The organism is Candidatus Brocadiaceae bacterium, assembly GCA_012728835.1.
In the GTDB taxonomy this organism is placed as follows: Bacteria; Planctomycetota; Brocadiia; order SM23-32; family SM23-32; genus JAAYEJ01.
On sequence record JAAYEJ010000069.1, the window covers coordinates 45,124 to 69,085 of the forward strand.

Consider the following 23,962-nt stretch of genomic DNA (forward strand, 5'->3'; position numbering starts at 1 on the left):
CCGGGCCTCTCGCAAGGACAGCACGACCATGGATGAACGCCTGAAGACACTGGCCGACCTGCCGGCGCTCGGGGCCGAAGCGTTCGGCGACCAGCCGGCCTACCGGCCGTCGGGGCGCCTGGCGCCGCCCGTCACCTATCGGCAGGTCTACGACTCCGCGCGGGGCATCGCCGCATTCCTGCGGGAACACGGCGTCCGGCCCGGCGACAGCGTCGGCATCTACGCCCCGAACATGCACGAGTGGGCCGTGGCGTTCTGGGGCATCGTCCTGGCCGGCGGCGTCGTCGTGCCGGTCGACTACCACAACGGCCCGGCCGAGATCGCCCATGTCTTCGCCGAGACGGGCGCCCGGTGGGCCTTCACCACGCGCCGTCTGGTCGCGAACCTGGCCCGCCTCGGCCTCGAGGGCACGATCATCCTGGATGCGGGCGAGGCGGACGGCGGCCTGCGGTTCCGCGACGTGCAGGCGCACCGCCCCGGCGATGAACCGGTGTGCGCGCCCGAGCCGACCGAGCCGGCCGTCATCATCTCCACGTCCGGAACGGGCAACCGGTCCGTGGGCGTCGTGCTGACGCACAGGAGCATCCTGGCCGGTCTGCCCTGTGTGCTCAGCGGCCTGGCGATCACCGGCGCCGACCGCTTCCTGTCCGTCATCCACCTGAGCCACACGTTCGAGATCACCTGCGGGCTGGTTCTGCCGTTCATGACCGGTGCATCGGTGGCGTACGCGCGGGACATCAAGTACACGACCGTCTTCCGGTGCATGGAGGAGGTGCGCCCGACCGTCGTCCTGGGTGTGCCGAGCATGTTCAGGATGCTCCTGGAGAACGCCGTTCAGCGCGTCACGGGCGAGCGGGCGCTGTCGCTGGCCGAGCTGGAGAGCGACAGGGCCGTGCGGGCGGCCCATGCCGAACAGGTACGGCAGTGCTTCGGCGGGAGCGTGCGGCATCTGGTGAGCGGCGGAGCGCCGCTGGCGGCATCCGTTTCCCTGGCGTACCGGGACGTCGGCATCGGGCTGCTGCAGGTGTACGGCCTGACGGAGACGTCGGGCGTGTGCGCGTTCACGCCTCCCGCCGGTTGCGCGCCCGGCTCGGTCGGACGGGCGCTGGAGTGCGCGCGCCTCCGCATCGAGTCTCCGGACGCCCGCGGGATCGGCGAGATCTGCGTCGCCGGCGATCAACTGATGGCCGGCTACCACAACGACCCGGCCGCCACCGGCGCGGCCGTTCGGGACGGGTGGCTGCACACGGGCGACCTGGGGCGTCTGGACGAGGACGGCTTCCTCTTCATCACCGGGCGGTCCAAGGATGTCATCATCACCGGGGCCGGCGTCAACGTGTCGCCGGAGGAACTGGAGGAACGGATCATCCGGAGCCCGTACATCTCCGAGGTCTGCGTTGTGGGCAGGGAGAAGCCGGACCGCACCGAGACGGTCTTTGCGGTCGTGGTGCCGGACCTGGAGCGGGTCGAGGCGCACGCGCGGGAGGAGCGGGAGGCGGGCAGGGGAGCCCCGGCCCTTCAGGAACTGATCCGGCGCGAGATCGGCCGATGTACCGCGGGGCTGGCCCGCTTCAAACGTGTGCAGGACATGCAGATCCGCACCCACCCCCTGCCGCGGGGCGCCGACGGCCGCTTCGTGCGCGAGGCCGTCAAGCGGGAGTCCTTCTCCATCCTCGGCCGGATGGGCGTCGTCGCGCAGCCGGCGCCGGACGCACCGCCCCTCGTGCTGACGAACGCCACGGCGATCACGCCGTTCCGCGTTGCGCACAAGTCGTGCATCGTCATCGAAGGGGAGAAGATCACGCAGTTCGGCGACTTCGACAGCGTCTACCTGCCGCCGAACGCAGAGGTTGTGGATCTGCAGGGCCAGTACGTCGTCCCCGGCTTTGTGGACCTGCACGTGCACGGCGGCGGCGGCCACGCGTTCAACACTGCCGACGAGGCCGGCGTGGAGGCGATCCTGGACTACTTCATCTCCCACGGCACCACCCGCCTTCTGGCCACGATCCAGGCCGACGAGAGGCACCGATTCCTGGGGGCGATCGAGCAGGTCGCGGACTTCTGCCGGCGGGGCGTGCGGCACGGCGTGCTGCACGGGATTCACGTGGAGGGGCCGTTCGTCAACAAGGACATGGCCGGCGCCCTGAACCCCGACTACCTGTGGGACGCCACGATCGACAACCAGCTCCGGCTCCAGGAGGCGGGACGCGGGCACATCAAGATGATGACGATGGCCCCCGAGGTGCCCGGCGCGCACGACGTCATGCAGGTCGCATCCCAGGCAGGGATCGTGCTGGCTGTGGCGCATTCCCGGGCGAGCTATGAGGACGTGAACGGCGCCATCGATCTGGGGCTCTCGCAGGTGACGCATATCTTCAACGCGATGCCGCCCATCCACCACAGGACTCCCGGCGTGCTGACGGCCGCGTTCCTGCGCCGGGAACTGAAGGTCCACCTCATCGCCGACGGCATCCACGTCCATCCGGCCATCGTCACGCTCCTCCACCGGCTCAAGGGCGAGAGCGGCATCATCCTCATCTCCGATGCCGTCACCCCCAGCGGGTGCGAGGACGGAACGTACGAGTTCTCGGACCAGGAGGTGACCGTGCGGCGGGGGCGCGCCTACCTGCGCGACGGCACGCTGGCCGGCAGCACCGTCACGCTCGACCGCTCCGTCAAGTTCCTCGTCGAGAACACCGACATTCCCATCCAGGAGGCCGTGCGGATGGCCACCCTGAATCCTGCGCGCGCCCTGGCGCTGGACCGGCAGAAGGGCGTCATCGCCGTCGGGCGCGATGCCGACCTGGTGGTGCTTGACAAGGGACTGGAGGTCGACACGGTGTTGATCGGCGGGCGGGCCGTCTACCGGCGGCCGGAGGGGACCGCGCTGCGGCCGCCCGGCATGCCCGCCGGGTCCTGAGGAGTCGATGCCCATGACTCGGCTTCGGGAGCGGCTGCGCCCGCTCGGCGCATGGCTGGTGCCGGCCCTTCTGGTCGGTGTGACGGTTGCGTGCGCACTCCCGAAGGCGGACGGCGGGGCCGTGCACGGCCTCGACGGTGCCGTGCTGACCGCGCTGCGACAGCCGGGCGACCCGCGGGCACCCGTCGGGCCCGCGTGGCTGACGGGCATGGTCCGCGACGTCACGGCGCTCGGCTCCACCGGAGTGCTGGTGTTCGTGACGGCCGCCGCCCTGGGCATCCTGCTGCTGGTCGACGAACGGCGGGGCGCCTGGCTGCTGGCGGCGTCGGTCGGCGGGGGGTTTCTCCTGAGCTATCTGCTGAAGGCGTGGATCGGCCGCGCACGGCCCGAGATGGCCGCGCCCGGAGTCGTCGCGTTCGGGGCCAGCTTCCCCAGCGGGCACAGCACGATGTCGACCGTCGTGTACGCCACGATCGCGCTGCTGCCGGCGCGTGCGCACGTCCGACGCGCCCTCCGGCTCTACCTGATCTCGATCGCCGTCGTTCTGGCCGCCCTCGTGGGGGCCAGCCGCGTGTACCTGGGGGTACACTGGCTGTCCGACGTTCTGGGCGGATGGTGCGTGGGGGCCGCCTGGGTGCTGCTCTGCCGCCGCGTCGGCCGGGCGGCAGAACGGCCGGCGCCGCCTTCCGGCTGACGGCGTGCAGCCCCTATCGGCTCAACGCGAACTCGAGCATGCTGCAATAGAGCGCGAGCTGGACCTCCAGGATCTCCTCCAGTCCCAGCAGGCGCACGCGGTCCGTGCGGACGCCGTGCGGGCACTCGAACGTGAACGGCACGCCTCCGCAGACGTGGTAGAGCATGCCGGTCAGGTTGAGCGAGGCCGGGAACTCGCCTCCTTCGGGCCGAGGCTCCGGCGCGCCGCCCGACGGGATGCCGAGCGGCTCCAGGCGGGCCTGGAAGACCCGGTAGAGCGCCCTGACGTGTTCCTGCACCGCCAGGGGGGTGTAGGCGGGCCGGCCGAAGTGCGGGGCGTGGCCGCTGCTGTGCAGGACGGCGGTCAGGTCCGGCCCCTCGCGGCGCGCCACGTCGAGGATGGCCGGCGCGGAGGCGCTCATCGCCCGCGTGAACTCGTCGTGCATCGGGTTCACGCCCGCGTCGTCGTAGTAGCATCCCAGGAAGCTCACCTGGTCGGCGCGCATCGGGTGCACGCGCTTGCACTGGGGCCAGCCGCACAGCCGGCCGTCGCTCCAGGTGCCCTGCCCCCAGAAGCGGATGTCGTCGCCCTCGAGGCCCTGCAGCGTGCCGGGCTCGAAGCGGGCCAGACCGTCCGGATTGCCCGTGGGCAGGATCAGAAGGCGGCACCGTTCGGCCAGGGCCCTCAACTCGTCCTGGGGGCGGCCGCGCAGGTCGGCGCCCGTCTCCATGACGTGCATCAGGTTCACCAGGCCGGTCAGACCCTCCACCTCGTGTCCGTGCACCGGGCCGACGAAGAAGACGACCGGCTTCGTGCGCGAGGCCCGGTCCATGTAGGCCGACGGCTCGCGGGCCGCCACGGCGGAGTTGAAGTTGGCCTTTCCGCCGGCGGACTCCCGCTCGCCGTAGGCGACCAGCCGGATGGGGCGGCCGCCCGGCGAGGTCCCCATGGTGCTCACCTCGCCCGCCTGCACGGCCGCAAGGTGTTCGTCCAGCCGGGCCAGACCGCCGCACCAGAATCCGGGCAGCGTGCGCTCGGGGATGCGGCTCCGGGCTTCCTCCAGGGTCATCAGCCGCCACGGTCGCGTCTCTTCGGCCATCGTGGATTCCCTTCCGTGGTCCGTCTACGCCGGGAGCATGCGCAGGAAGTTGTCGTGCGCGATCTTCACCAGCACTCTGCGGGGGATTCCCCGCCGGTCGAGCGCCTCCCAGAGGTCGCCCATGCGCGAGGGCTCGGGGACGGCCATCACCGCGCCCTCCGGCACGCCGTCGAAGTCCGTGCCGATGCCGACTCCGTCCTCGCCCATCAGATCCAGCGCGTGGAGCACGTGCTCGACGTAGTCATCGAGGGTCGGGTCGTCCTGACTGACGAACGGTCCATAGAAGCAGAGGCCAACGACGCCGCCCTTCCCGGCCAGCGCGGTCATCATCTCATCGGTCATGTTCCGCGTGTGGGGGCAGAGGGCGGCGCAGTTCCCGTGCGTATAGCAGACCGGGCCGGTCGCGCATTCCAGCGTCTCCCAGAACGTCACCTCGTTGGCGTGCGCCAGGTCGCAGGCCAGGCCGAGCCGGCCCATCTCCGCCAGCGACGTGCGCGCGAAGTCCGTCAGGCCCTTCTGCTCCCTGCGCAGAGCGGCCCGCTCGGCAGGGGAGAGATAGCCGAAGTGGCTGCGGCTGACCTGGAGCGCGTGGGGCGTATCCTCCGTGCCCTCGTTGTGCGTCAGGCTGCAGACGCGCACGCCGAGCCGGTGCCAGTTGCGCAGTTGCTCGATCTGCTCCGCGAACATCGACTGGCCCTCGATCGTCATGACGATCGCCGCCCGGCCGGCTTCGACGGCCGTCCGCACGTCGGCCGCCGTCGTGCAGAGCGCCAGCTCGTCGGGATGGGCGGCCGCGATCCGGTAGACCCCGTCGATCATGCGCAGGCTGGCCAGGAGATCCTGTTCACCGACCATGGCGAACAGGCCGCGCAGGTTGCCCGCGCGCAGGCGCGCCGTGTTCACGTGGCAGCCGTCCTCGGCCACGCAGAGGTCGAGCGAGAGCCCCCGCGAGGACCGCCGTTCGATGCTGTCGCAGTGGGCGTCCAGCGTCCACAGTTCGTCCGGGACATCCGCCATTGCGTATCTCCTCCGTCAGGAAGCGTTCCTCGCGCGCTGCCGGGCCTGGAACTCCCGGGCCGACTGTGCGCAGAGATCGGCGGCCTTGTAGTGGTCAACCATCTGGAAGATGCCTTCCCCGAGCGATTCGGACATCCTCTCCCAGTAGTCCTCCACGTCGCCGCCGCAGAGCGAGTGGCCGCCGCAGACGAGGCCCGCCCCGAGCCTGCGGACCTTCTCCACCGACGCGACCATCTGTTCGTAATCCGAACCCCGCGCGGGGAAGAACCAGCCCGTCATGTCGCCCGTGAAGAGCACGCGCTGCCCCGAGATCTCGAGGAGGAACGAACTGCTGTCCGGCGTGTGGCCGGGCGTGTGATACGCCTCAAGGCGGACCCCGGCGGCTTCCAGGACGTCGCCTTCGCGGAAGAACCGATCCGCAGGCACGGTGGCGCGGCCCCAGTAATCCGCCTTCCTGTTCGTCTCGTGGATGGCCGCCGTCGCCCCGTGCTGCTGGAAGAACTCGCAGCTCTCGGCATGATCGCCGTGGCCGTGCGTGTAGGCCACGAGCCTGATGTCGGCCGGCGTCACCCCCAGCGGCTCCATCAGCGCCACGACGGCATCCGTGTAGCGCCGGAAGCCCGAGTCCACGAGGACGCATTCGCCGCCCCGGCCGCGAATCAGGTACACGCAGGCGCCCGAGTAATCGGGAATCGGCCGGGGATCGCACGGATAGCCCGTGACCAGGTAGAGGCCATCGACCAGTTCCATGACGCCTTCGGGGACCTGCATTGCCTACCTCCCATCCTCCGGCCTGATATGGAGCGACGCATGAGGCTCGCACGGGACGCCCCTCATGTCAAGGCCAGGTGCGTTCGGACGCGTTCCCCGAGCCACTCACGGCCAATCGGCCGGGATCGTGTAGAGGTGGGCGGATCGGCCAAGCCGGGTGAGGAGGAGGTGCGTCCCGTCCGGCGAGAGGGGGGACGTTGCCGGCGTCAATCCAGTCGGCCACGCGCCCCCGCCTTCTGCGGCGTTCGGCAGACGGATGGCAGCGCCCAGTTCCTCCTGCCGAATGAGATGCCCTCCGGCCACAGCCATCTCCTCGTGCCTCCCGTCGGGCGTTCCGAAGCGCGACGTCAGTCCGGGAAGTCCGCGCAGGATATCAACTCCACGCCGTTCTCTTCGCACAGCTCCCGCAGGCCGGGAGCGCACACCGCCTCGGTGTCCGTCAGGCGGTAGGGTTCGGCCCAGGGGGATGCCGTCGAGGACACGGAGCGCAGCTCGGGGCTGCTCTCGGCCAGGTGACAGCAGACGAAGTGGACGCCTTCGCCCAGGTTCTGGATGTGGCGGCGCAGCCACTCCGTCTTGTCCATCTTCTGTGCGCGGGCATCGTTGGTCAGAGAGGTCCTGGTCGTGAACGGGAAGGCGCAGTCCTCGTAAGCTGGTCCCATGTTGCTGCGGCATCGCACGCCGTAGCGCCGGATCAGGCGGGCCGTGACTTCGAGGTCGACTGGACGCATGTGCATGTCGACGTGGCATGGTTCGATCCCGCGCGCGCGCACCAGCTCGATCTGCGCGACGTACTCCGCCTCGAGTTCGGCGGGATCGGCCTTCTGCTCGACTTCCTCGACGCTGCGGGGAAACGTGCCGTCGTCCTTGACGAGGGACGGCGCGTGCGTGAGGGGGCGCCAGCGGTAGTTGTCCCACTCGCACGTGACCGTCAGGTGAACGCCGACCGGCAGGCCATTCTGCCGGGCCATCGCCATCGCCTCCTCGGCCCAGGGGCAGGGCACCATGAGCGACGCCTGCGTCAGGATGCCCTCGCGGAACCCGCGCAGGATGCCCTCATTGGCGGAGTGGCACATGCCGAAATCGTCGCTGTTGATCACAAGCCTCTTCACGGCCGCCTCCCGATGTGGACGAAGGGGGGAGCGCGGGAGCGGTCACAAGACCGGACCGCAGCGCCCGGGCTCAATCATAGCCAGCGGGTGCCGCCGGCACAAGCTGCGCCCGCCGTCCGTGCCCGTCCGTGTGCGTCCGTGTGTGTCCGTGCCGGCCCCCCCGGCGCTATCCATGGTGGGCCGCGCGGCCGAGGTACTCGCCCGAACGGGTGTCGATCTCGACGATCTCGCCGACGTCGATGAAGGCCGGGACCTTGATCTTCAGGCCCGTCTCGGTGACGGCGGGCTTGTACTGGGCCTGGGCCGTGGCGCCTTTGAGGCCCGGCTCGGTCTCCGTGATGCGGTGGCGGACGGACGTGGGCAGTTCGACGACGATGGGGCGGCCCTCGTGCATCTTGACCTGCACGCGGGAGTCGGCGGTGAGGTAGAGGACGTCGTCGCCGAGCAGTTCCTCCGGGAACGCCTCCTGCTCGAAGTTGTCCGTGAACATGAAGTGGTGGTGCATGCCGTCGCTGTAGAGATACTGCGCCTCCCTGGTGTCGACGAACGCCACCTCGACCTTGTCCTGCGGGCGCACGCGCCGGTCGGTGATGGCGCCGGAGCGCAGGCTCTTGAGCGTCAGGTGCAGGATGGCCCGCCAGTTCCCCGGGTTGCGGAACTCCGTCTTCATGACGGCGAACAGTTCGTTGTCAATCTTGACCACCGCGCCGCGCCGCACGTTTCCGAATGCCTCCACGGCTTGCTCCTGTGGGGATAGCGTCGGACGGATCAGGGGAAGGGCTTCCGCCGGCGGTGCGTCCGCCCGTCCTATGCAGACGGCCGCTCGCGTCGGAAGCGTGGACGACAGGCGTTCAGTATACCGGCGGCGCCCCGAGGCGGACAAATGAAACGTGCGCAGGCGCCGGCAGGGGCGGTCACCCGGAGCGGTCCGCTGCGGGCGTCCCGTCCGGATCGGCGGCGTCCGGCTCGTCGTCCGCCCGGCGACGGCGGCCTCCGATGGCGGCCAGCGAGCCCCTGACGGTGCTGAGCATCATCCTCATCATGCCCTGCCGGCGGGCGGCGGGCATGGCCAGGGGGCGGCACTGTTCCTGGCACTTGAGCCCGACGCGGATCGTCAGGAGCGCGTTGGTGGCGCCCTGGGCGGCGTGGGCGCCGATGAGCGAGGTGACCGAGCGCGTTGTGCCCAGGAGCGCCAAGGAAGCCTCGTGGGCCAGGTCGGCCAGCGCGGCGGCCGCGATGGTGCGCCGGAGGATGACGAACGTGCCGTACCGGCCGGCCCGGAGGCGGTATATGGCGGCGATCCGACCGACGAGACGGATGTTGCGCCAGAGCGCGATGAGGGCGTCCAGGAACCCGTAGGGCGACAGCGCCGTCGCGACCGCCACGTTGACGGCCTCCCGCCGGATGGCCTGGTAGGCCTCCTCGTCCATGGGACGCAGGAGGATGCGCTCGATGTCTTCCTCCCATTCCGCCGTGCTCTCGGCGATGGCCAGCCGCTCGCGCAGCCGCTCGATCCGGACGGACAGTTCCGCTTCCGGCGGGGTCTCGAGTGCCGCGAGGAACTGGCGGACCTCGCGGCGCACCTCCCGGTCGGCGTCCGGGTCCCGTGGCCGCATCCCCAGCTCGTGGAAGACCCCGCGGAGCCCGTCGACCGTCTTGAGCCGCAGGTAGCCGCGCACCTCCCGGGCCACCACAAGGCCGATCAGCCCGGCCAGCACGGCCGTGAGCACGCCCGTGACCACGCCGAGCACGGCGTTCATGCGGTAGGCGCGCAGGACGAGGTCATGGATCTCCACGACGGCGACGGCGGCCGCCACCCCCACGACGGCGAGGGCCACCAGGGTGGCGGTGCGGGCGACGGCGCCGCTCCGGCGCGCCGCCTCCGCTGCGGGCGGCGCCCCGGGGGCAGGCTCCGGGGCATCGGGCAGGTCGCCGACGTCCTCGGGCACCGGCGCGGCGGGGGGCAGCGGGGCCGCCCCGAGTTCCTCCGACTGCACGTCGGGCAGGTCGCTCAGGTCTTCCGGTATGCGGGTGTTCATGGCACAATGTCCTCGATCGTATGCCAGAAGACTTTGTCCAGGTTGATGTGCGGCGCCGTGGCGCCGTCCCGCATGGGGAGGCGTGCGGGCAGGAAGTCCGGGAAGATGAACTGGCTCTCCTCCGGGTTCCACTGGTCGTCCGGCCAGGCGGGCGGGATCTCCCCCGGGAACCAGGGGCCGTCCCTGTCGGCCGGTCGATCCGCCCGGCGGCCGCGCAGGCAGCTCAACTGCCGGCCCTCGAACTCCTTGGCCGCGTCTTCGGTGGAGCGGTGGGCCGCGCAGAACGTGACGCGGGGCCGGCCATTGGGCAGGCCGACGGCCAGCTCCCGCCGCTTCGGCTCCACCAGGTCCTCCAGCAGGTAGCGCAGGTTGCCGCGGGTGGCCCGGGTGCACTGGTCCGCCTTCGTGGCCACGAACAGCATCCGGTCGACCCGCGTCTGGAACATGTCGATGATCCGCAGGGGCGAGAGGGGATGGCGCTGTTCGGCGTATCCGAAGGCGTCCAGGATGCGGCGGAGCGCCCGCCGTGTGTCGTTGTAGGAGTGCACGCCCCGGCGGAGGATGTGCAGCACGTCGACCAGCACGATCTGGCGGGAGCAGCGCGCGGCCTTGCGGAAGAACGGGCGCACGTAGCCGCGCAGGTACTGGCCGTAGCGGACCCCGTATTCCCGCGCCAGTTCGGGCAGCCGTCGGCGGACGTCGTCGGGCAGGGGACAGAAGCGGAAGCGGTCCTGCCCGACGGCGTCGGCCTCCAGGAGCAGGGCCGACGGCTGCAGGTAGCCGAGGCCTTCGCGGCGGCAGTCCCGCAGGTAGTCGGCGTAGTGCTCGACGGCGGGGCGGTCGTCGGCGCCGGGGTGCAGTTGGGCGCATGTCTCGAGCCACGGCGCGCTGAGTTCCTTGCGCAGGCCCACGCGGGCTTCTTCCGACACCTGGTCGGACCACTCCTCGTAGCCCATGCTCACCAGCGGCAGGTCCAGGAGGCGCTCGCCCGGGTAGTCCACCAGCTCGAGGGTCACGGTGCGTGCGCGGTGGTTCTTCAGGTTGCGCACGGTCAGGGCCAGGGGGAACTCCGAGACGTCGGACGTGCGGGCGGGCCAGGAGGGGCTGTCGCCGCGCAACTGGTCCAGGTACTGCAGGTAGGGGAACGGCGTGGCCTCGGACCTGCGCCGCAGGGGAGCGGCTGAGAACGCGATGGCCTCGTCGCGGAAGGCCGGAAGGGTCTCTTCGCTGCCGTCGAGCAGGTGGTTGATGAGGGAGGTCAGGAAGACCGTCTTCCCGGCCCTCCGCAGTCCCGTCACGGCCACTCGCAGTGTTCTCATGGATGCGTTCGCCCGCTGTGGGTGTTCTCTGTGAGCGTACGCGGCCGGGGCGGGCGGAGTCAACCGTCTTGAGGCCGGGGTGCTGCCGTCCGTGTGCCGGTCATGGCGTCCGTCGGATGGCGGCCAGCAGGTCCTCCGGCGGCGCACTCTTCGTGACGTAGTCGTCGGCGCCGGCCCCCAGCATGCTCTGGCGCACGCCGTCCATCTCGTGCATGGACAGGCCGATCACGCGCGTGATCGGCCGTTCCGCCTTGATCGCCCGGGTGGCGTCCACCCCGCTCACCCCGGGCATGGACACGTCCATGATGACCACGTCCGGCTTCAGATCGCGGGCCAGTTCGATGCCCTGTGCGGCCTCGCCCGCCTGGCCCACGACGCGGATGCCGGGCGTCGATTCGAGCAGCAGCGCCAGCCCCCGGCGCGTCAGCTCATGGTCGTCGACGAGGAGCACGCGGATCGTCCTGTCCTGCTCGCCTGCCTGTGTCATTGCCGTTGTGCCCTTCCCCCGTGTGCGACGCGTTCGTCCGGAGCCCCCGCCGGATTCGGCTCCCGGTTGTCCGGAATCGGCCGGCGCGGCAGTTGGAGGAGGCATCCGGTGCCCCGCCCGGGCGCGCTGTCGATCCGGAGTTCCCCGCCCAGGAAGCGCGCGCGCCGGGCCAGCGTGCTCAGGCCGAAGCTCTCGGCGGCGCCGCCGCCGACATCGTAGGCGGCCGGGTCGAATCCCGCCCCTTCGTCCCGGACCGACACGCGGACCTCGTCCTCCCGGGCGTCCAGCGTCAGCAGTGCGCGGCCCGTTCCGGCGTGTTTGGCGCAGTTGAACAGGAGTTCGGCCGCAGCGCGGAAGGCGAACAGCCGCAGTTCCTCGGGCAGTTCGGCGTCCGCCTGCTCGTCGATCTCCGTCCGGATGTCCAGGGCGAAGCGCTCCCTGGCCTGCGCGGCCACGTGCAGCAGTCCGGCGGGCAGGCCGGCCGCGTGCGTGCGGTGCGGATGCAGGTCGTGGCTCATGTTCCGGCAGGTCCGGATCGCGGCCGACAGGGCATCCATGACGTCCTGGGCCGCCTGCGGGTGCTCCGCCGCCTTGTCCGGCTGCTTCAGGCAGTGGGTGCGCAGCGTGGCGTAGGCGAGCACCTGCTGGAGGTCGTCATGGAGCACCTGGGCGATGCGGTAACGTTCGTGCTCCTCGGCCCTGGTCAGCTCGCGCGCGAGGCGCTGCAGTTCGGCCGTGCGCTCGGCCACGCGCCGTTCGAGCTGGTCGTGCGACCGTCTCAGGGCCTCCTCGGCCTGCTTGCGCTCGGAGATGTCGCGGGCCAGGTGCACGACGCCGACGCGGTGGCCCCCGGCGTCCGTCAGCGGCACGGTCGTCACGAGGAAGTCGCCGCCGAGCCGGTCTTCGTGGACCTCGACCGTGTGCTCGCCTCCGTCCCGCCGGGTCATCACCAGGGGGCAGAACGGGGGTGGCCCGTCGGTGCCGTGCACGATCTCGTAGCAGGGCCGCCCCGCGCACTGCTCGGGGGACAGGCCGGCGCGCCGCGCCATCGCGCGGTTCACGCGCACGATCCGATGCTCCATGTCGAGGATGGCGATGAGGTCGGGCACGGTGTCGAATGTCCGCTCCCATTCGTCCTTTGCGTGCCGCAGGGCCTCCTCCATCCTTTTGCGGCCGGAGATGTCGCGACCGTAGAAGTTGACGTAGCCGTCCTCCGGGACGGGCACGACGGCGATGGCGAAGTGGGCGCCGTTCAGCTCGACGTCCTCCTCGAGGCCCCGGCTGCTCTCGACGGCTTGGGCGGCCAGCCGCTCCAGCGTCTCGTGCGGCAGGCGTCCGCCGGCCTCGCATCGCCAGGAAGGGGTTCCGGCGGCGGCGGCGTTCCGGTACAGCACCGTGCCGTCCAGTGCGACCCGGACGACGGGGTTGGGGTTCTCCTCGGGGAAGCGGGCCAGGCGACGCACCTCTTCTTCGGTACTCTGCAGCGCCTCCTCGGTGCGTCGGGACGCGCCGCTCGTCGAGACCAGGACCACCGTCGTCAGCACGGCGGCCGCTGCGGCGAGCGCTGCCGCATGCCACCGCGGGCCGCCCACGGACTCCGTCAGGATGATCAGCAGGCCGAAGGCAATCGGGATCAGGGCCGCGAATGTCAGACGCCTTGCGATCGTCATCTTGCCTCGCGTGCCGGGCGGCCCCGGTGCCTGGGGGCGGTGCGCCCGGCAGTCACCTCCGTTCGGGGCCTCGCACTGCTGCCAGCAGCCGCTCCGGCGAAGAGGTCTTCCTGACATACTCGTCGGCGCCGGCGGCCAGCATGCGCCGGCGCACGTCGTCCATGTTGTGCATGGACAGGGCCACGACGCGCACGTGCGGCATCTCCTTCTTGATGCGGTCGGCGGCCTCGATTCCGTTCATCCCGGGCATGGCCACGTCCATCAGGACCACGTCGGGCTTCAGTCGGCGCGTCAGTTCGACGCCCTCTGCGCCGTCGGCCGCCTGGCCGACCACGCGGATGTCGGCTTCCGCTGCGAACAACTGGGTCAACCCATACCGTACCATGGCATGGTCGTCCACCAGGAGCACCCGCAGGCGGGGATCGTCCTCTATCGTTCCCACCGTGTCACCCCACTGCACGATGATCGGGGAGTGTTCCGTCATCCCGTTCGTTCGACGCCGGTTGCGCTTGCCGAGCCCGGTTCCCCCCACCTGGAGACGCGTCGATGCGCCGGTTGCCGTCCCCCGTCACGTTCGGATCCAGACCTCATCAGCGTACGGGGTTCGGTGTGCCGCGTCAACCTCCGGCGGGGGTTTCGGGCAGGGGCCGCAGCGTCAGCTTCGGGTCCCGCGGATCATGGCCAGCAGTTCGGGAGGGGCGCCGTCCTTCGCGACGAAGCCGGCTGCGCCCGCCCTGAGCATGCGGGCGCGCGCGCTGCGCGGCTCGTGCATCGAGAACCCGATCACGCGCACCTCGGGCATCTCGGCCGTGATCACGCAGGTTGCCTCGATGCCGTCCATCCGGGGCATCGACAGGTCCATCAGGACCACCTCGGGGCGGAGGCGCCGGGCGGATTCCACGGCGTCCCGGCCGTCGGCCGCCTCGCCGACCACCTCGATGTCCTCCTCTGCGGCCAGCATCCGGGCCAGTCCACGCCGCACCGTTGCGTGATCGTCGGCTACCAGGATGCGGATCCGCGCGGGGTCGGCGTGCGCGGGGGCGGCGCCGGGCGAGCCGGGAGTGGGGCTGCCGTCAGGGCGGCAGTCGCTTGCCGATCTGGCCACGAATGCATTCTCCCGCTGATGGCCGGGCGGCGTCCCGGCGGCTCACGGCATTCCCTGATCCGTCAGGAGGGCGGTGTCCAGTCTCCGGGTTCCTCGCTCGACCGGCCGATCACCGCAAGGAGGGCCTCGTTGGCGGGTTCGCCGCGCCAGGGCCACAGGCGCGCCCGCCGCAGTAGCCGCACCGCCTCGCTCAGCCTCTGCCGCGTGCGCGTGCTCTCGGCCTCGCTGAGCGCGCGCGCATACCAGGCCGCCTCGCCGTCGCCGTCGTAGGCGGCCAGAGCGGCGTCCGCAGCCACCAGCAGGGCGGCGGGGCAGGTCGTGGGGATGTACACGGTGTCGACGACTCCCTTGAGCGCTCTGAGCCGGCAGACCGCCCGGTGGTCTCTGCGGGCGGCGGCCGAATCGATCTCCGTCTGCAGCTCCTCCGACATCCGGCTCAGCATCTGCAGCAGACTCGGGTTGTCCATGGTCCTCTCCCCCGGCCGGGCCCTCCCCCCCCCATGAACAGCCGGCACACGCCGGGCATTGAAGATAACCGATTGCCGGGTTCCCTCAATCGGGGGAAACCGTAGGCCGGTTCTCCCGAAACCGCAGGCCGGTCCGGGCCAGAACTTGACATCTCGCCGCGGACGGGTAGGATAGTGGCGGTTTCTTGGACAGGAGGAGGGCTGTGCACGAGACCTGGGAGTCCCCGACGCCCGAACCTGGAGAGCGGCGTGATGGCCATCCGGATCGTGCTTGTTGATGATCATCAGTTGATGCGCAAGGGCCTGCGGTCCATCCTGGCGGATGAGCCGGACATCGAGGTGGTCGGCGAGGCCGAGGACGGGCGCTCCGCGCTCGAACTCGTCGAGCGGACCGCCCCCGACGTGGTCCTCATGGACATCAGCATGCCGGACCTGAATGGGATCGATGCCACCCGGCGCATCCTGTCCGAGTCGCCGCGCACGCGCATCCTGCCGCTGTCCATGCACACCGACAGGCAACTGGTCGGCATGGTGCTCGAGGCCGGCGCCAGCGGGTTCGTCATGAAGGACGCCGACCCGCAGCAACTGGTCGAGGCGATCCGCCAGGTCGCCGTGGGCCGGGTGTACCTGAGCCCGGCCGTGGCGGACCTGGTGCTGGACCGATACGTACGCCACCGCCCCGGCGACCGCCCCGGCACCATCTCCAAACTGACCACGCGCGAGCGCGAGATCCTGCAACTGATCGCGGAGGGTGTGCATACCAAGACGATCGCATCCAAGCTGGACGTCAGCCCGAAGACCGTCGAGACCCACCGCCGGAACATCATGAAGAAGCTCGGAGTCGACAACGTGGCCGAACTCACGAAGCACGCCATCCGGGCGGGGCTGACGTCCCTGGAGACCTGAGCGCGTCGGGCCGCCCGGGCCGCCCGGCCCGCGCGGCTGCGCCTTTTCCTTAGTCCCGGTCAGGTTTCTGCCGGCATGGAGTGCGGAGCGCCCCGATTGTGCGGCCTGCGCCTGCCGCGTATCATCCGCTTCCAGCGTGGGAGCCTGCCGGATGCGGCACGCCGAGACGTGGCCACTGCCACGTGAGCCGAACCAGTGGACATGCCGCAAGCACGTGTGGCCGCAAAGAGCCGCGCACGGGATGGAGCGGGCCGACCAGAAGAGGCCCGCTCCGTCCCGCTGGCAGCCTGCCCTCCCCGCACATGCCTTCCATTCCTTCCTCGCGCCAGACGGCAACGGCCACGAGCGTGACGCCAGGCCGCCGGGATGCCGGGAACGGCATTCTCCGTCCGTCCTCTTCGGCCGTGCCTCGCGTGGCCCTTCCGCTCGTTCTCCGTGCGGCGGCGGGGTTTGACCCCTGCGGGGGGCGCGGGTAGAATCCGTGCCGGGCCCGTGCCGTTGGATGGACGGGCGGGCCGGAGGCCGTGCGTCTTTCCCGGATGGGGAGTGCGATGACCGATCGATTGCCGAGGACGGGGCCGATGCGCGCGGGCGCAGCCGTTGAGAGCATACTGAAGGACGAGCCGACGTCGGCCGTGCATGACGCGCTGCACGCCAGAGCGGTCGTGTTCGACAACGGGAGCACCCGGCTGGCCGTGGTCGGACTGGACATGGGCAACGCGTCCGATGAGCTGATGGCCGCCGTGCGCGGCCTGGTGGCCGAACAGGCGTCGGTGCCGCCCGAGAACCTGCTGGTCAACGCCTCCCACAACCATCGCACCCACGGCCAGGTCGCCGACGACGTGGCCGTGCGCATCGCCCGGGCCGTGCGCCGGGCGGCCGACGGCATGGTCCCCGTCACGCTCGGCGTCTGCAAGGGACGCGAGGACCGAGTGACGATGAACCGCCGGGTGCGGCTGCAGGACGGAACGGCCTGGACGATCCGGCGCGCCAACCCGTCGCCGCCCGACAAAGACGTGGCCGGCGTGGGGCCGATGGACCCGGAGATCGGCCTCCTGCGGGTCGACCGCGCGGAGGGCGGCACGCTGGCCGTGCTCTACAACTTCGCCTGCCACCCGTATGCGGGCGTCGCGGACGGCGGCGTCACGGCCGACCTGCCCGGGTTCGCCTCTCGCGTCGTCGAGGGCGGCTTGGGCGGCGAAGGAACGGTGGCCCTGTTCGTTCAGGGCGGGGCCGGCGACGTCACGCCCGTGCGCTACAAGGACTGGGATGCGCCGCCGCACACCGAGCGGCTGGGCACGATGCTGGGGCTGAGCGTTCTGGAGGCGGCTCGCCGAGCCGTGATGTGCAGCGACGCCCGGCTGCAGGCGCTCGCCGAGACCGTCGAGCTGCCCCGTCGGACCGATCTGAGGGATCGGCTGGCGGCCCTGGAGGCCCAGCAGGAGGAGATTCTTCAGTTCTTCAGCGGCGTGAACTGCGAGCACGGCTGGGAGTCCAGCCTCAACTTCAAGACCTTTCTGCCCCTCTACCTGAAGCACCTTCTGGACCCGGACGGCCCCGCGTATGCCTCCTACCTGTACCTGCAGGAGGAGAAGATCGGGCGCGGCGACCTGCGGAACCTGGACGCCGCCAACCGGCAGCGGATCGGCAAGTACCTGGAGTCCATCGCGCGGATGGAGCGCCTGATCCGCCTGCGGAACCGGATGGACCTGATCCGGCGCCAGATCGACGAGGGCGAGGAGGGCCCGTTGCGCGCGCACGTGGCGGTGATGCGCATCGGCGACTTCGTGCTGGCCGGATTCCCGGGCGAGGCATTCTGCCGGGTGGGGCTGAACGTGAAGGCGCAGTCGCCGTTCGAGCACACCTATCTGGCGGCCTACACCAACGGCTCCCTGGGCTATGCTCCCACGGCCGACGAGTACGGCGGGGATGCCTACGAGGACACGCTGACGAGGCTGGCTCCGGAGTGGCAGGAGGTCTACGAGCGGACGGTGCGCGAGATGATCGGGCGGCTGGCCTGAGGCGGGGCGTGCGCCCCTGCCGCGTGGGGACCTTCCGATCCGGGCTGCGCATCGGGCGGACGGGCGTCTTCGGAGGGACGGCGCTATGGAGAACGGAGGGGTGTCCGGGGCGGCGGCCGGCGCATGGCGCGCCCGTCTACCGACCGCGGCGACCCTCCTGGTCGTCGTCGGCCTGGCCCTGGCCGCTGTGGTCGTCGTCCTGGTACTCACGCCCGTCCATCCCTACTGCACGCGCGACTCGGCCAGCTACCTGGGCGCGGCGCGGAACCTGGCGGCGGGCCGGGGGCTGACGATCCCCTGGGGCACGCCCGCGGGCCGGCCGCTCGTGCACTTCCCGCCGCTCTATCCGGCGGTCCTCGGGGCCGTCGGCCGGCTCGGCGCGGACGTGCTGGCCGTCAGCCGCTGGCTGAACGCGCTGCTGTTCGGCGCGAACGCGGCGCTGGCTGCCCTGGCCGTCTACGGCGTGGCGGGGAACCGCCGGCTGTCGTGCCTGGCGGCGCTCCTGATGGCCGGCGCGCAGTGCATGCTGCGCATCCACACGGCCGTGTGGTCGGAGGCGCTGTTCATCTCTCTTCTGCTGGCGGCGCTCATCTCGCTGCACGCGTACACGCAGAGGCCGCTGCGGCGGTTCTTCCTTTCGGCATGCGCCGCGACGGCGCTGGCGCTGCTGTGCCGCTGGACCGGCCCCCCGCTTGTGGCGACCGGCGTCCTGGTGTTCTGTGTCTTCGGCCCGGGGGGCGTCTGGAAGCGGCTGGGGCGGGCGGCGGCGTTCGGGTCCCTCAGCGTGCTCCCCACGGCGCTCTGGCTGCTCCGGAACCTCCTGGCGGGGGGCACGGCCACGAACAGGACGTTCGCTTTCAACCCGATCTCCCCGAAGACCTTCCTCGCCGGTCTGGCCACCGTGTCGGGGTGGGCCGTGCCGAAGTTCCACCCGGGTTGGGTGGGGGAGCGGCAGTCGCTCATCCCGATGGCGCTGCTCTGCCTGGGGGCTGCCTGTGTGGCCGTGCGCTTCGTGTTCCGGCGAGGCGAGGGGACCGCCGGCCGACGTCTCGGTCGGCTCCCCTGGGCCTACGTCTGGTTCTGGTTCCTCTACTGCGGGTTCCTCCTGGTCAGCCTCTTGTTCTTCGACCGCCTGACCCCCCTGGACGACCGCATCCTGGCGCCCGCCTATGCGGCCTGGGTGGTGGGCCTGCTGGGGCTGTGGTCGGCGGCGTGGCTGCCGGGCGTCAGCCCGTGGCCTGTGCGGGGGATCGTCCTGCTGGGGTGGCTGACCATCGCCGCGCTGCAGGTCGTCGCCGCGGTCGCGTTCGCGGCAGGCGAATACGAGACAGCGCGACAGCAGCCCTTGCGGTGGGATCCGCAGCGGATCCGCTCCGTCCAGGCCCTCGCGGCGCGCCATCCCATCTACAGCGACTACCCGGAGGACTTCTACGTCCGCGCCGAGACGATCGTCCGGGGCTGGCCGGCGGAGACCCACGTCTGGTCCGGCCGTGCGGACCCCGACTACGCCCGGCTGCTGGAGGAGGCGGTCGACGAGATGCGGCGGTCGGACGGGCGGCTGATCCTGCTCGGCCGGGGGCCGCCCGGCGGGTTGGGCCTTGTGCATGCCGGCGCGGCGTCGGGTTTCGCCGTCTACAGGCTGGCCGGGGAGCAGGGCGGCCGCCCGGACGTGCCGCCCGTGCGGCCGGGAGAGGACACGCGTGCGAGACGGCGGTGGGTGCCCGGATATCTGCGGCGGCGTTCGCACTGACCGACTGGCGGGGCGGGGGGCGGGACGCTACAATGCCGTAGGCAGGGCGGCGGCAGCCGCCTGCCTACGGAATGGGCGAAGGAGCGGGGCCGTGTGCCCGTGCGGGCAGCGGGCCGTGCCGGGTTCTCCGGTTGGTCGAGTGAGGAGGTGCGCGATGAAACGCTTGGCAATGGTGGCCGTGGCGTGTGCGTTGCTGTGTGTGTGCTCGGGATGCTTCCGGACGAGCTTCCACGCCGAGAACCTGCCGTACGGCGTGTCGATGACCAGGCCGGACCCGGCGACCGAGTCGGTGGTCTACCACTTCGAGCAGTCCAGGTGGAACCACTACTTCCTCTATGGCCTCATCCCCACGTCCGATGCGGACATGGAGCGGTTCGTGGGGCGGCACGTCGCGGCGGGGCAGGGCGTGCGCAACCTCAGGATCAGGCACGGGGTGAGCTTCACGAACGCCCTCATGTGGGCTCTGGTCGGCGGGATCTACAACCCGATGACCACGACCGTCTCCGGCGACGTCGTGCAGGTTCGGCCGGCGGGTTCGGGTCTGTAGCGGGATCGGGCATTCGACAGCGCGTGGCCGGGCGGATACCATGGGTGGCTTTCCGGGCCCGCAGGACGGGCGTGTGCCTGACGATCATGGGCCAGAACGAGAACGAGACCGATGAAGATCAAGATCCGGAAGAGCACGACGAAGAGCCGGCGCATGGGAGGATTCCTGAGGCGCCGGCGGACCAAGGCGGGGCGCAACCTCATCGCCCGGCGGCGGCGCGGGCACAAGTAGAGCCCCGGACGGCGCCCGGGTGCCCTCGCCGGCACAACCCATCCCATCGGCGAAGGAGCCGCCCGTGGACTTTGCCGCAGCAGGCGGAGTGGCGGTTGTCGCGGTGTTGCTGGTATGCCTGATGTCGGCCGCGCGGCCGACGGAGGGCGTCGGGGCCTCTGCTCTGCCGGCCGGCCGGCGTGTCGAATGGCGGGCGGGCGTCGAGGGCGGCGTGCCCGACGTACCGGTGGTCCTGGACCTTTCCGCCTACGGGCCGGCCGCCGACGGCGAGACGGACGATGCGCCTGTGTTCCGGAAGGCGCTTGCCGACCTGCCGACGCCGGGTGCCCTCCATGTGCCGCCCGGCACCTACAGGCTCCGCTCCGGCCTGAACCTGCGCAGCGGCGTGGTGCTGCGCGGTGCCGGCGCCGGTCGGACGCACCTGCTTTTCGACCTGCCCGAGCCCGGCTATGGGACGGCCCTCAGTGTGCGTGGCCGCGCGGAGGGGGAGGGCGACGCCCGGCCCATCCTGGGCGGGGCCCGGGCCGGCAGCCGCGAGCTGGAACTGGCCTCCGTGCAGGGCCTCGAGCCGGGGACGACCGTCTGGGTCTTCCAGGAGAACGACCCCGAGCGGCTCTACACGAGGCCCGAATGGGACGTCGAGTGGGCGCGCCACAGCATGGGCCAGATGGTGCGCGTCGAGGGCGTGGCCGGCCGGCGCGTGCGGATCGACGTGCCGCTTCGGCTCACCTACGAGGAGGAGTTCCGCCCCCGCCTGCTTGCCGTGCAGCCCGTGACCGGCGTCGGAATCGAGGGGCTCCACATCCGGCGCCTGGACCAGCGGGACGGCTACATCGTGAGCCTCCGCGAGGCGGTCGACTGCTGGGTGAGAGACTGCGAGCTTGACCATGCCTGCAGCGCGCACGTGGCCGGTTCGCGCTCGCGGTTCGTCACCGTGTCCGGATGCTACATCCATCACGCATGGAACTACGGAGGCGGGGGGCACGGCTACGGCGTGAGCCTGAGCCGTTCGGCGACCGACTGGCTGGTGACGGACAACATCTTCCGGCACCTGCGTCACTCCATGATCGTGCAGTGCGGCGCCAACGGGAACGTCTTCTCCTACAACTACTCTTTCGAGCACCAGATGTGCGACATCAGCGTGCACGGCCACTACGCCTACATGAACCTGTTCGAGGGCAACGTGGTCCAGCAGCCGTTCGTGGGCGACCATTGGGGGCCGGCCGGACCGCTCAACACGTTCCTCCGCAACCGCGTGGAGGCCCAGCCGCACCGGGCATACGGCGCGATCCACGTGCGCGACAGCTCCCACCGCACCACGGTGCTGGGCAATACCGTCCTGCGGGGTGCGATCCGCGTCCAGGACGATTCGAAAGACTGCTTCGTCGGTGCGAACCTGGTGCAGGGCCGCCTTGAGTGGGGCGATGTGCCCGCCGGTCTGCCGCTGCCCGCGTCGCTCTACCTGAGCGGGCCGCCGGAGTCCTGGGGCGCCAGGCCGTGGCCGGCCGTCGGCGCGGACGTCGACCTCGCCACCGGCGAGGCCCTCGCCACCGGCGAGGCCCTCGCCACCGGCGAGGCGCGCGCCGCCGGCGAGGCCCTCGCCGCCATCCCCGCCCAGGACCGGGCCGAGGCGCTGCCGGCGGCGGAATGACGGGTCGGCGGGTTCCCCTTCGTCCGAGTGGCGGGGTGCTTCGCGATGGTGCGCGGACGCCGCGCGCTCCCCCCCCGTTGTGCCGGGTACCGCGGGTTCATGCCCCCGGCATCTTTGGGCTATCGCCCGAGACCCCAAGGCCGTATACTGAAAGGGTTCGAGACACTCTTGGGATCATGTGCCCCGAAGCCATGGCCGAATGCGCGACGACGGAACAGGGTCCGAGCGCCGGCGGGCGGAGCCGTCCGGCGCTGATCCTGCCCATGTTGGCCGGCCTGACCCTGCTGGCCGGGCTGCACGCTGCCGGCCGGTACAACTACCTGCTGTTCCACACGCTGGCCGAGGGCTTCGCCATCGCCGTGGCCTGCGCCGTCTTCATGCTGGCGTGGAACGCGCGGCACATCCTGGAGAACGCGTGCCTGCTGCTGCTCGGCGTCGCCTACCTGTTCGTGGCCGGCCTGGATCTGATCCACACCCTGGCCTACCGGGGCATGGCGATCTTCCCGGATCAGGGCGCCAATCCGGCCACTCAGCTCTGGATCGCTGCGCGCGGTCTGGAGGCCGGCTCGCTGCTGCTCGCGCCGCTGGTGCTGAACGTGCGCCTCCGGCCCCGACTGGTCCTTCTGGCCTACGCGGTCGTTGCGGGCTCTCTGCTGGTGCTGGTCGTCCGGGGCGTCTTCCCCGAGTGCTTCGCCGAGGGTGTGGGCCCGACGCCGTTCAAGATCGCCGCCGAGTATGTCATCTGCGCCGTCCTGGCCGGCACCGCCGTGCTGCTCCATCGTCGTCGCGATGCCTTCGACCCGGGCGTACGCCGGCTGCTGGTGGCGTCGATCCTGGTCACGATCGTCTCGGAGATCTCGTTCACCCTGTACCAGGACCCGTACGGGTTCTTCAACCAGGTGGGCCACTTTCTGAAGATCGTGTCGTTCTACCTAATCTACCGGGCGGTCATCGTCACGGGGATGAGCCGTCCCTACGACCTCATGTACCGCCGGCTGCACGAGAGCGAAGAGCGCTACCGCCGGCTGTTCGACAGCATGGCCGAGGGCTTCGTCCTGCAGGAGATGGCCGACGGTGAACAGGGCGACGCGCGCGAGTGCCGCTTCCTGGAGGTCAACCCGGCGTTCGAGCGTCTCATGGGGCTCAGAGCGGCCGATGTGATCGGCAGGCGCATGCAGGACGTGCTGCCGGGCGCCGCGCAGGACTGGCTCCAGATCTGCCGCGTCGTCGCTGAGACGGGCCGGCCCGCCCATGTGGAGAGCTACTTCAGCAATCTGGACCGCTGGTTTGAACTCTATGCCTATCGGCCTGCCCCGGATCAGTACGCCATCATCTTCAGCGAGATCAGTCGGCGCAAACGGGCCGAGGCGGAGCTGCTCGACCTGAACGCGTCCCTGGAGCGGCGCGTTGCCGAACGGACGGCCGAAGTGCGCGAACAGGCGGACCGCCTGCGTGCACTGGCCAGCCGACTGCGGCGCGTCGAGCGCGATGAGCGCGAGCGCCTCGCCCGGGTCCTCCACGACCACGTCCAGCAGCTCCTGGCCGCTGCGCGCATGCAGGCCGCATGGATCAAGGACGACCGCCGCCCCGAACGCGTCCGCGCCACCGCCCAGATGATCACGGACATCCTGCAGGAGGCCATCGACGCCTGCCGTTCGCTGGCCGTGGACCTGAGCCCGCCCGTGCTGCGTGAAGACGGCCTGGCCGCCGCCCTCCGCTGGCTGGCCGACCGCATGCAGGAGCAGCATCAGTTGACCGTCCGGTTGGGGGGCGAGTGCGACGCCGAACCCGCGACCCACGACGTCCGGGCCCTTCTGTTTGAGTGTGTCCGCGAGCTGCTGTTCAACGCGGTCAAGCACGGGGGCGTGGCCGAGGCCGAGGTCTCCCTGGCCCTGGCTCCGGACGGCTGCATCCGGGTCTGCGTCTGCGACCAGGGGAAGGGATTCGACCTGGACGAGGTCCGGCGCCGAGGCTCCGACCAGATGACCTTCGGCCTGTTCAGCATCCAGGAGCGCCTGGCGCACGTCGGCGGCACGACGGAGATCCGGACTGCGCCCGGAAACGGCACCCGCATCATGCTCTCGGTGCCCGCCCGCGACACCGCACGGCCCGTGCGCGGGGGCGCCGGCGGGACCTCCGCGTCGGCGTCCCAATAG

General features: G+C 70.9%; 21 protein-coding genes. 9 read left to right on the forward strand and 12 right to left on the reverse strand.

The window, feature by feature from the left end; genetic code table 11:
* The first annotated feature begins 28 nt into the window (after nt 1-28).
* Entirely contained in the window at nt 29-2,920 is a 2,892-nt protein-coding gene (gene nagA, locus GXY85_11590; protein ID NLW51465.1) for an N-acetylglucosamine-6-phosphate deacetylase, read from the forward strand.
* Nucleotides 2,921-2,933: 13 nt separating this feature from the next.
* Complete coding sequence (locus GXY85_11595; protein NLW51466.1) at nt 2,934-3,614, forward strand: phosphatase PAP2 family protein; 681 nt, start codon at nt 2,934-2,936, stop codon at nt 3,612-3,614.
* A gap of 13 nt (nt 3,615-3,627) precedes the next feature.
* Here the strand turns inward: GXY85_11595 and GXY85_11600 are convergent, their stop codons facing one another.
* The 12 genes from GXY85_11600 to GXY85_11655 form a co-directional block, all read right to left on the reverse strand.
* A complete protein-coding gene (locus GXY85_11600; protein NLW51467.1) occupies nt 3,628-4,713 on the reverse strand; it encodes a hypothetical protein in 1,086 nt (361 codons plus the stop codon).
* Between the two features lie 24 nt (nt 4,714-4,737).
* Entirely contained in the window at nt 4,738-5,730 is a 993-nt protein-coding gene (locus GXY85_11605) for a hypothetical protein (GenBank protein ID NLW51468.1), read from the reverse strand.
* Nucleotides 5,731-5,745: 15 nt separating this feature from the next.
* Nucleotides 5,746-6,501 carry an MBL fold metallo-hydrolase gene (locus GXY85_11610; GenBank protein NLW51469.1) on the reverse strand — a complete coding sequence of 252 codons (756 nt, stop codon included), beginning with the start codon at nt 6,499-6,501 and terminating at the stop codon, nt 5,746-5,748.
* A 347-nt stretch (nt 6,502-6,848) separates the two neighbouring features.
* Nucleotides 6,849-7,613 (reverse strand): ChbG/HpnK family deacetylase, encoded by a 765-nt coding sequence (locus tag GXY85_11615; protein ID NLW51470.1) that lies wholly within the window; start codon nt 7,611-7,613, stop codon nt 6,849-6,851.
* 166 nt (nt 7,614-7,779) lie between these two features.
* Nucleotides 7,780-8,349, reverse strand: a complete 570-nt coding sequence (gene efp, locus GXY85_11620; GenBank protein ID NLW51471.1) for an elongation factor P — start codon at nt 8,347-8,349, stop codon at nt 7,780-7,782.
* A 178-nt stretch (nt 8,350-8,527) separates the two neighbouring features.
* Complete coding sequence (locus tag GXY85_11625) at nt 8,528-9,652, reverse strand: DUF697 domain-containing protein (protein NLW51472.1); 1,125 nt, start codon at nt 9,650-9,652, stop codon at nt 8,528-8,530.
* Nucleotides 9,649-10,971, reverse strand: a complete 1,323-nt coding sequence (locus tag GXY85_11630; protein ID NLW51473.1) for a YcjX family protein — start codon at nt 10,969-10,971, stop codon at nt 9,649-9,651. Before GXY85_11630 ends, GXY85_11625 begins: the two co-directional genes overlap by 4 nt.
* Before the next feature lie 100 nt (nt 10,972-11,071).
* A complete protein-coding gene (locus GXY85_11635) occupies nt 11,072-11,458 on the reverse strand; it encodes a response regulator transcription factor (GenBank protein NLW51474.1) in 387 nt (128 codons plus the stop codon).
* The gene (locus GXY85_11640; protein NLW51475.1) at nt 11,455-13,128 is read right to left on the reverse strand and encodes a PAS domain S-box protein; all 1,674 of its coding nucleotides are present in this window, start codon (nt 13,126-13,128) and stop codon (nt 11,455-11,457) included. The genes GXY85_11635 and GXY85_11640 overlap by 4 nt, the downstream gene beginning before the upstream one ends.
* Nucleotides 13,129-13,180: 52 nt before the next feature.
* Entirely contained in the window at nt 13,181-13,612 is a 432-nt protein-coding gene (locus tag GXY85_11645) for a response regulator transcription factor (protein NLW51476.1), read from the reverse strand.
* Nucleotides 13,613-13,783: 171 nt separating this feature from the next.
* Nucleotides 13,784-14,233, reverse strand: a complete 450-nt coding sequence (locus GXY85_11650) for a response regulator transcription factor (protein ID NLW51477.1) — start codon at nt 14,231-14,233, stop codon at nt 13,784-13,786.
* Between the two features lie 62 nt (nt 14,234-14,295).
* On the reverse strand, nt 14,296-14,700 hold the full coding sequence (locus GXY85_11655; GenBank protein NLW51478.1) for a hypothetical protein: 405 nt from the start codon (nt 14,698-14,700) through the stop codon (nt 14,296-14,298).
* A 252-nt stretch (nt 14,701-14,952) separates the two neighbouring features.
* Between GXY85_11655 and GXY85_11660 the strand changes: the two genes are divergently transcribed.
* The 7 genes from GXY85_11660 (at nt 14,953) to GXY85_11690 (ending at nt 23,962) form a co-directional block, all read left to right on the forward strand.
* Nucleotides 14,953-15,606, forward strand: a complete 654-nt coding sequence (locus GXY85_11660) for a response regulator transcription factor (GenBank protein ID NLW51479.1) — start codon at nt 14,953-14,955, stop codon at nt 15,604-15,606.
* Between the two features lie 551 nt (nt 15,607-16,157).
* A complete protein-coding gene (locus tag GXY85_11665) occupies nt 16,158-17,627 on the forward strand; it encodes a hypothetical protein (protein ID NLW51480.1) in 1,470 nt (489 codons plus the stop codon).
* 85 nt (nt 17,628-17,712) lie between these two features.
* Complete coding sequence (locus GXY85_11670; protein NLW51481.1) at nt 17,713-19,377, forward strand: hypothetical protein; 1,665 nt, start codon at nt 17,713-17,715, stop codon at nt 19,375-19,377.
* 154 nt (nt 19,378-19,531) lie between these two features.
* The gene (locus tag GXY85_11675; GenBank protein NLW51482.1) at nt 19,532-19,924 is read left to right on the forward strand and encodes a hypothetical protein; all 393 of its coding nucleotides are present in this window, start codon (nt 19,532-19,534) and stop codon (nt 19,922-19,924) included.
* A gap of 111 nt (nt 19,925-20,035) precedes the next feature.
* Nucleotides 20,036-20,155, forward strand: a complete 120-nt coding sequence (locus GXY85_11680) for a 50S ribosomal protein L34 (protein ID NLW51483.1) — start codon at nt 20,036-20,038, stop codon at nt 20,153-20,155.
* 64 nt (nt 20,156-20,219) lie between these two features.
* Nucleotides 20,220-21,806, forward strand: coding sequence for a hypothetical protein (locus tag GXY85_11685; protein NLW51484.1), 1,587 nt, complete (start codon nt 20,220-20,222; stop codon nt 21,804-21,806).
* Nucleotides 21,807-21,982: 176 nt separating this feature from the next.
* On the forward strand, nt 21,983-23,962 hold the full coding sequence (locus GXY85_11690; protein ID NLW51485.1) for a PAS domain-containing protein: 1,980 nt from the start codon (nt 21,983-21,985) through the stop codon (nt 23,960-23,962).

Excerpts from the sequence above, each read along its gene's own strand:
- GXY85_11640 (NLW51475.1), bottom strand. The coding sequence starts at position 13,128 with ATGACGATCGCAAGGCGTCTGACATTCGCGGCCCTGATCCCGATTGCC.
- GXY85_11645 (NLW51476.1), bottom strand. The coding sequence starts at position 13,612 with ATGACGGAACACTCCCCGATCATCGTGCAGTGGGGTGACACGGTGGGA.
- GXY85_11600 (NLW51467.1), bottom strand. The coding sequence starts at position 4,713 with ATGGCCGAAGAGACGCGACCGTGGCGGCTGATGACCCTGGAGGAAGCC.
- GXY85_11610 (NLW51469.1), bottom strand. The coding sequence starts at position 6,501 with ATGCAGGTCCCCGAAGGCGTCATGGAACTGGTCGATGGCCTCTACCTG.
- GXY85_11635 (NLW51474.1), bottom strand. The coding sequence starts at position 11,458 with ATGACACAGGCAGGCGAGCAGGACAGGACGATCCGCGTGCTCCTCGTC.
- GXY85_11660 (NLW51479.1), top strand. The coding sequence starts at position 14,953 with ATGGCCATCCGGATCGTGCTTGTTGATGATCATCAGTTGATGCGCAAG.
- GXY85_11670 (NLW51481.1), top strand. The coding sequence starts at position 17,713 with ATGGAGAACGGAGGGGTGTCCGGGGCGGCGGCCGGCGCATGGCGCGCC.
- GXY85_11595 (NLW51466.1), top strand. The coding sequence starts at position 2,934 with ATGACTCGGCTTCGGGAGCGGCTGCGCCCGCTCGGCGCATGGCTGGTG.
- GXY85_11665 (NLW51480.1), top strand. The coding sequence starts at position 16,158 with ATGACCGATCGATTGCCGAGGACGGGGCCGATGCGCGCGGGCGCAGCC.
- GXY85_11630 (NLW51473.1), bottom strand. The coding sequence starts at position 10,971 with ATGAGAACACTGCGAGTGGCCGTGACGGGACTGCGGAGGGCCGGGAAG.
- GXY85_11690 (NLW51485.1), top strand. The coding sequence starts at position 21,983 with ATGTGCCCCGAAGCCATGGCCGAATGCGCGACGACGGAACAGGGTCCG.
- nagA (NLW51465.1), top strand. The coding sequence starts at position 29 with ATGGATGAACGCCTGAAGACACTGGCCGACCTGCCGGCGCTCGGGGCC.
- GXY85_11625 (NLW51472.1), bottom strand. The coding sequence starts at position 9,652 with ATGAACACCCGCATACCGGAAGACCTGAGCGACCTGCCCGACGTGCAG.
- GXY85_11675 (NLW51482.1), top strand. The coding sequence starts at position 19,532 with ATGAAACGCTTGGCAATGGTGGCCGTGGCGTGTGCGTTGCTGTGTGTG.
- GXY85_11605 (NLW51468.1), bottom strand. The coding sequence starts at position 5,730 with ATGGCGGATGTCCCGGACGAACTGTGGACGCTGGACGCCCACTGCGAC.
- GXY85_11655 (NLW51478.1), bottom strand. The coding sequence starts at position 14,700 with ATGGACAACCCGAGTCTGCTGCAGATGCTGAGCCGGATGTCGGAGGAG.
- GXY85_11680 (NLW51483.1), top strand. The coding sequence starts at position 20,036 with ATGAAGATCAAGATCCGGAAGAGCACGACGAAGAGCCGGCGCATGGGA.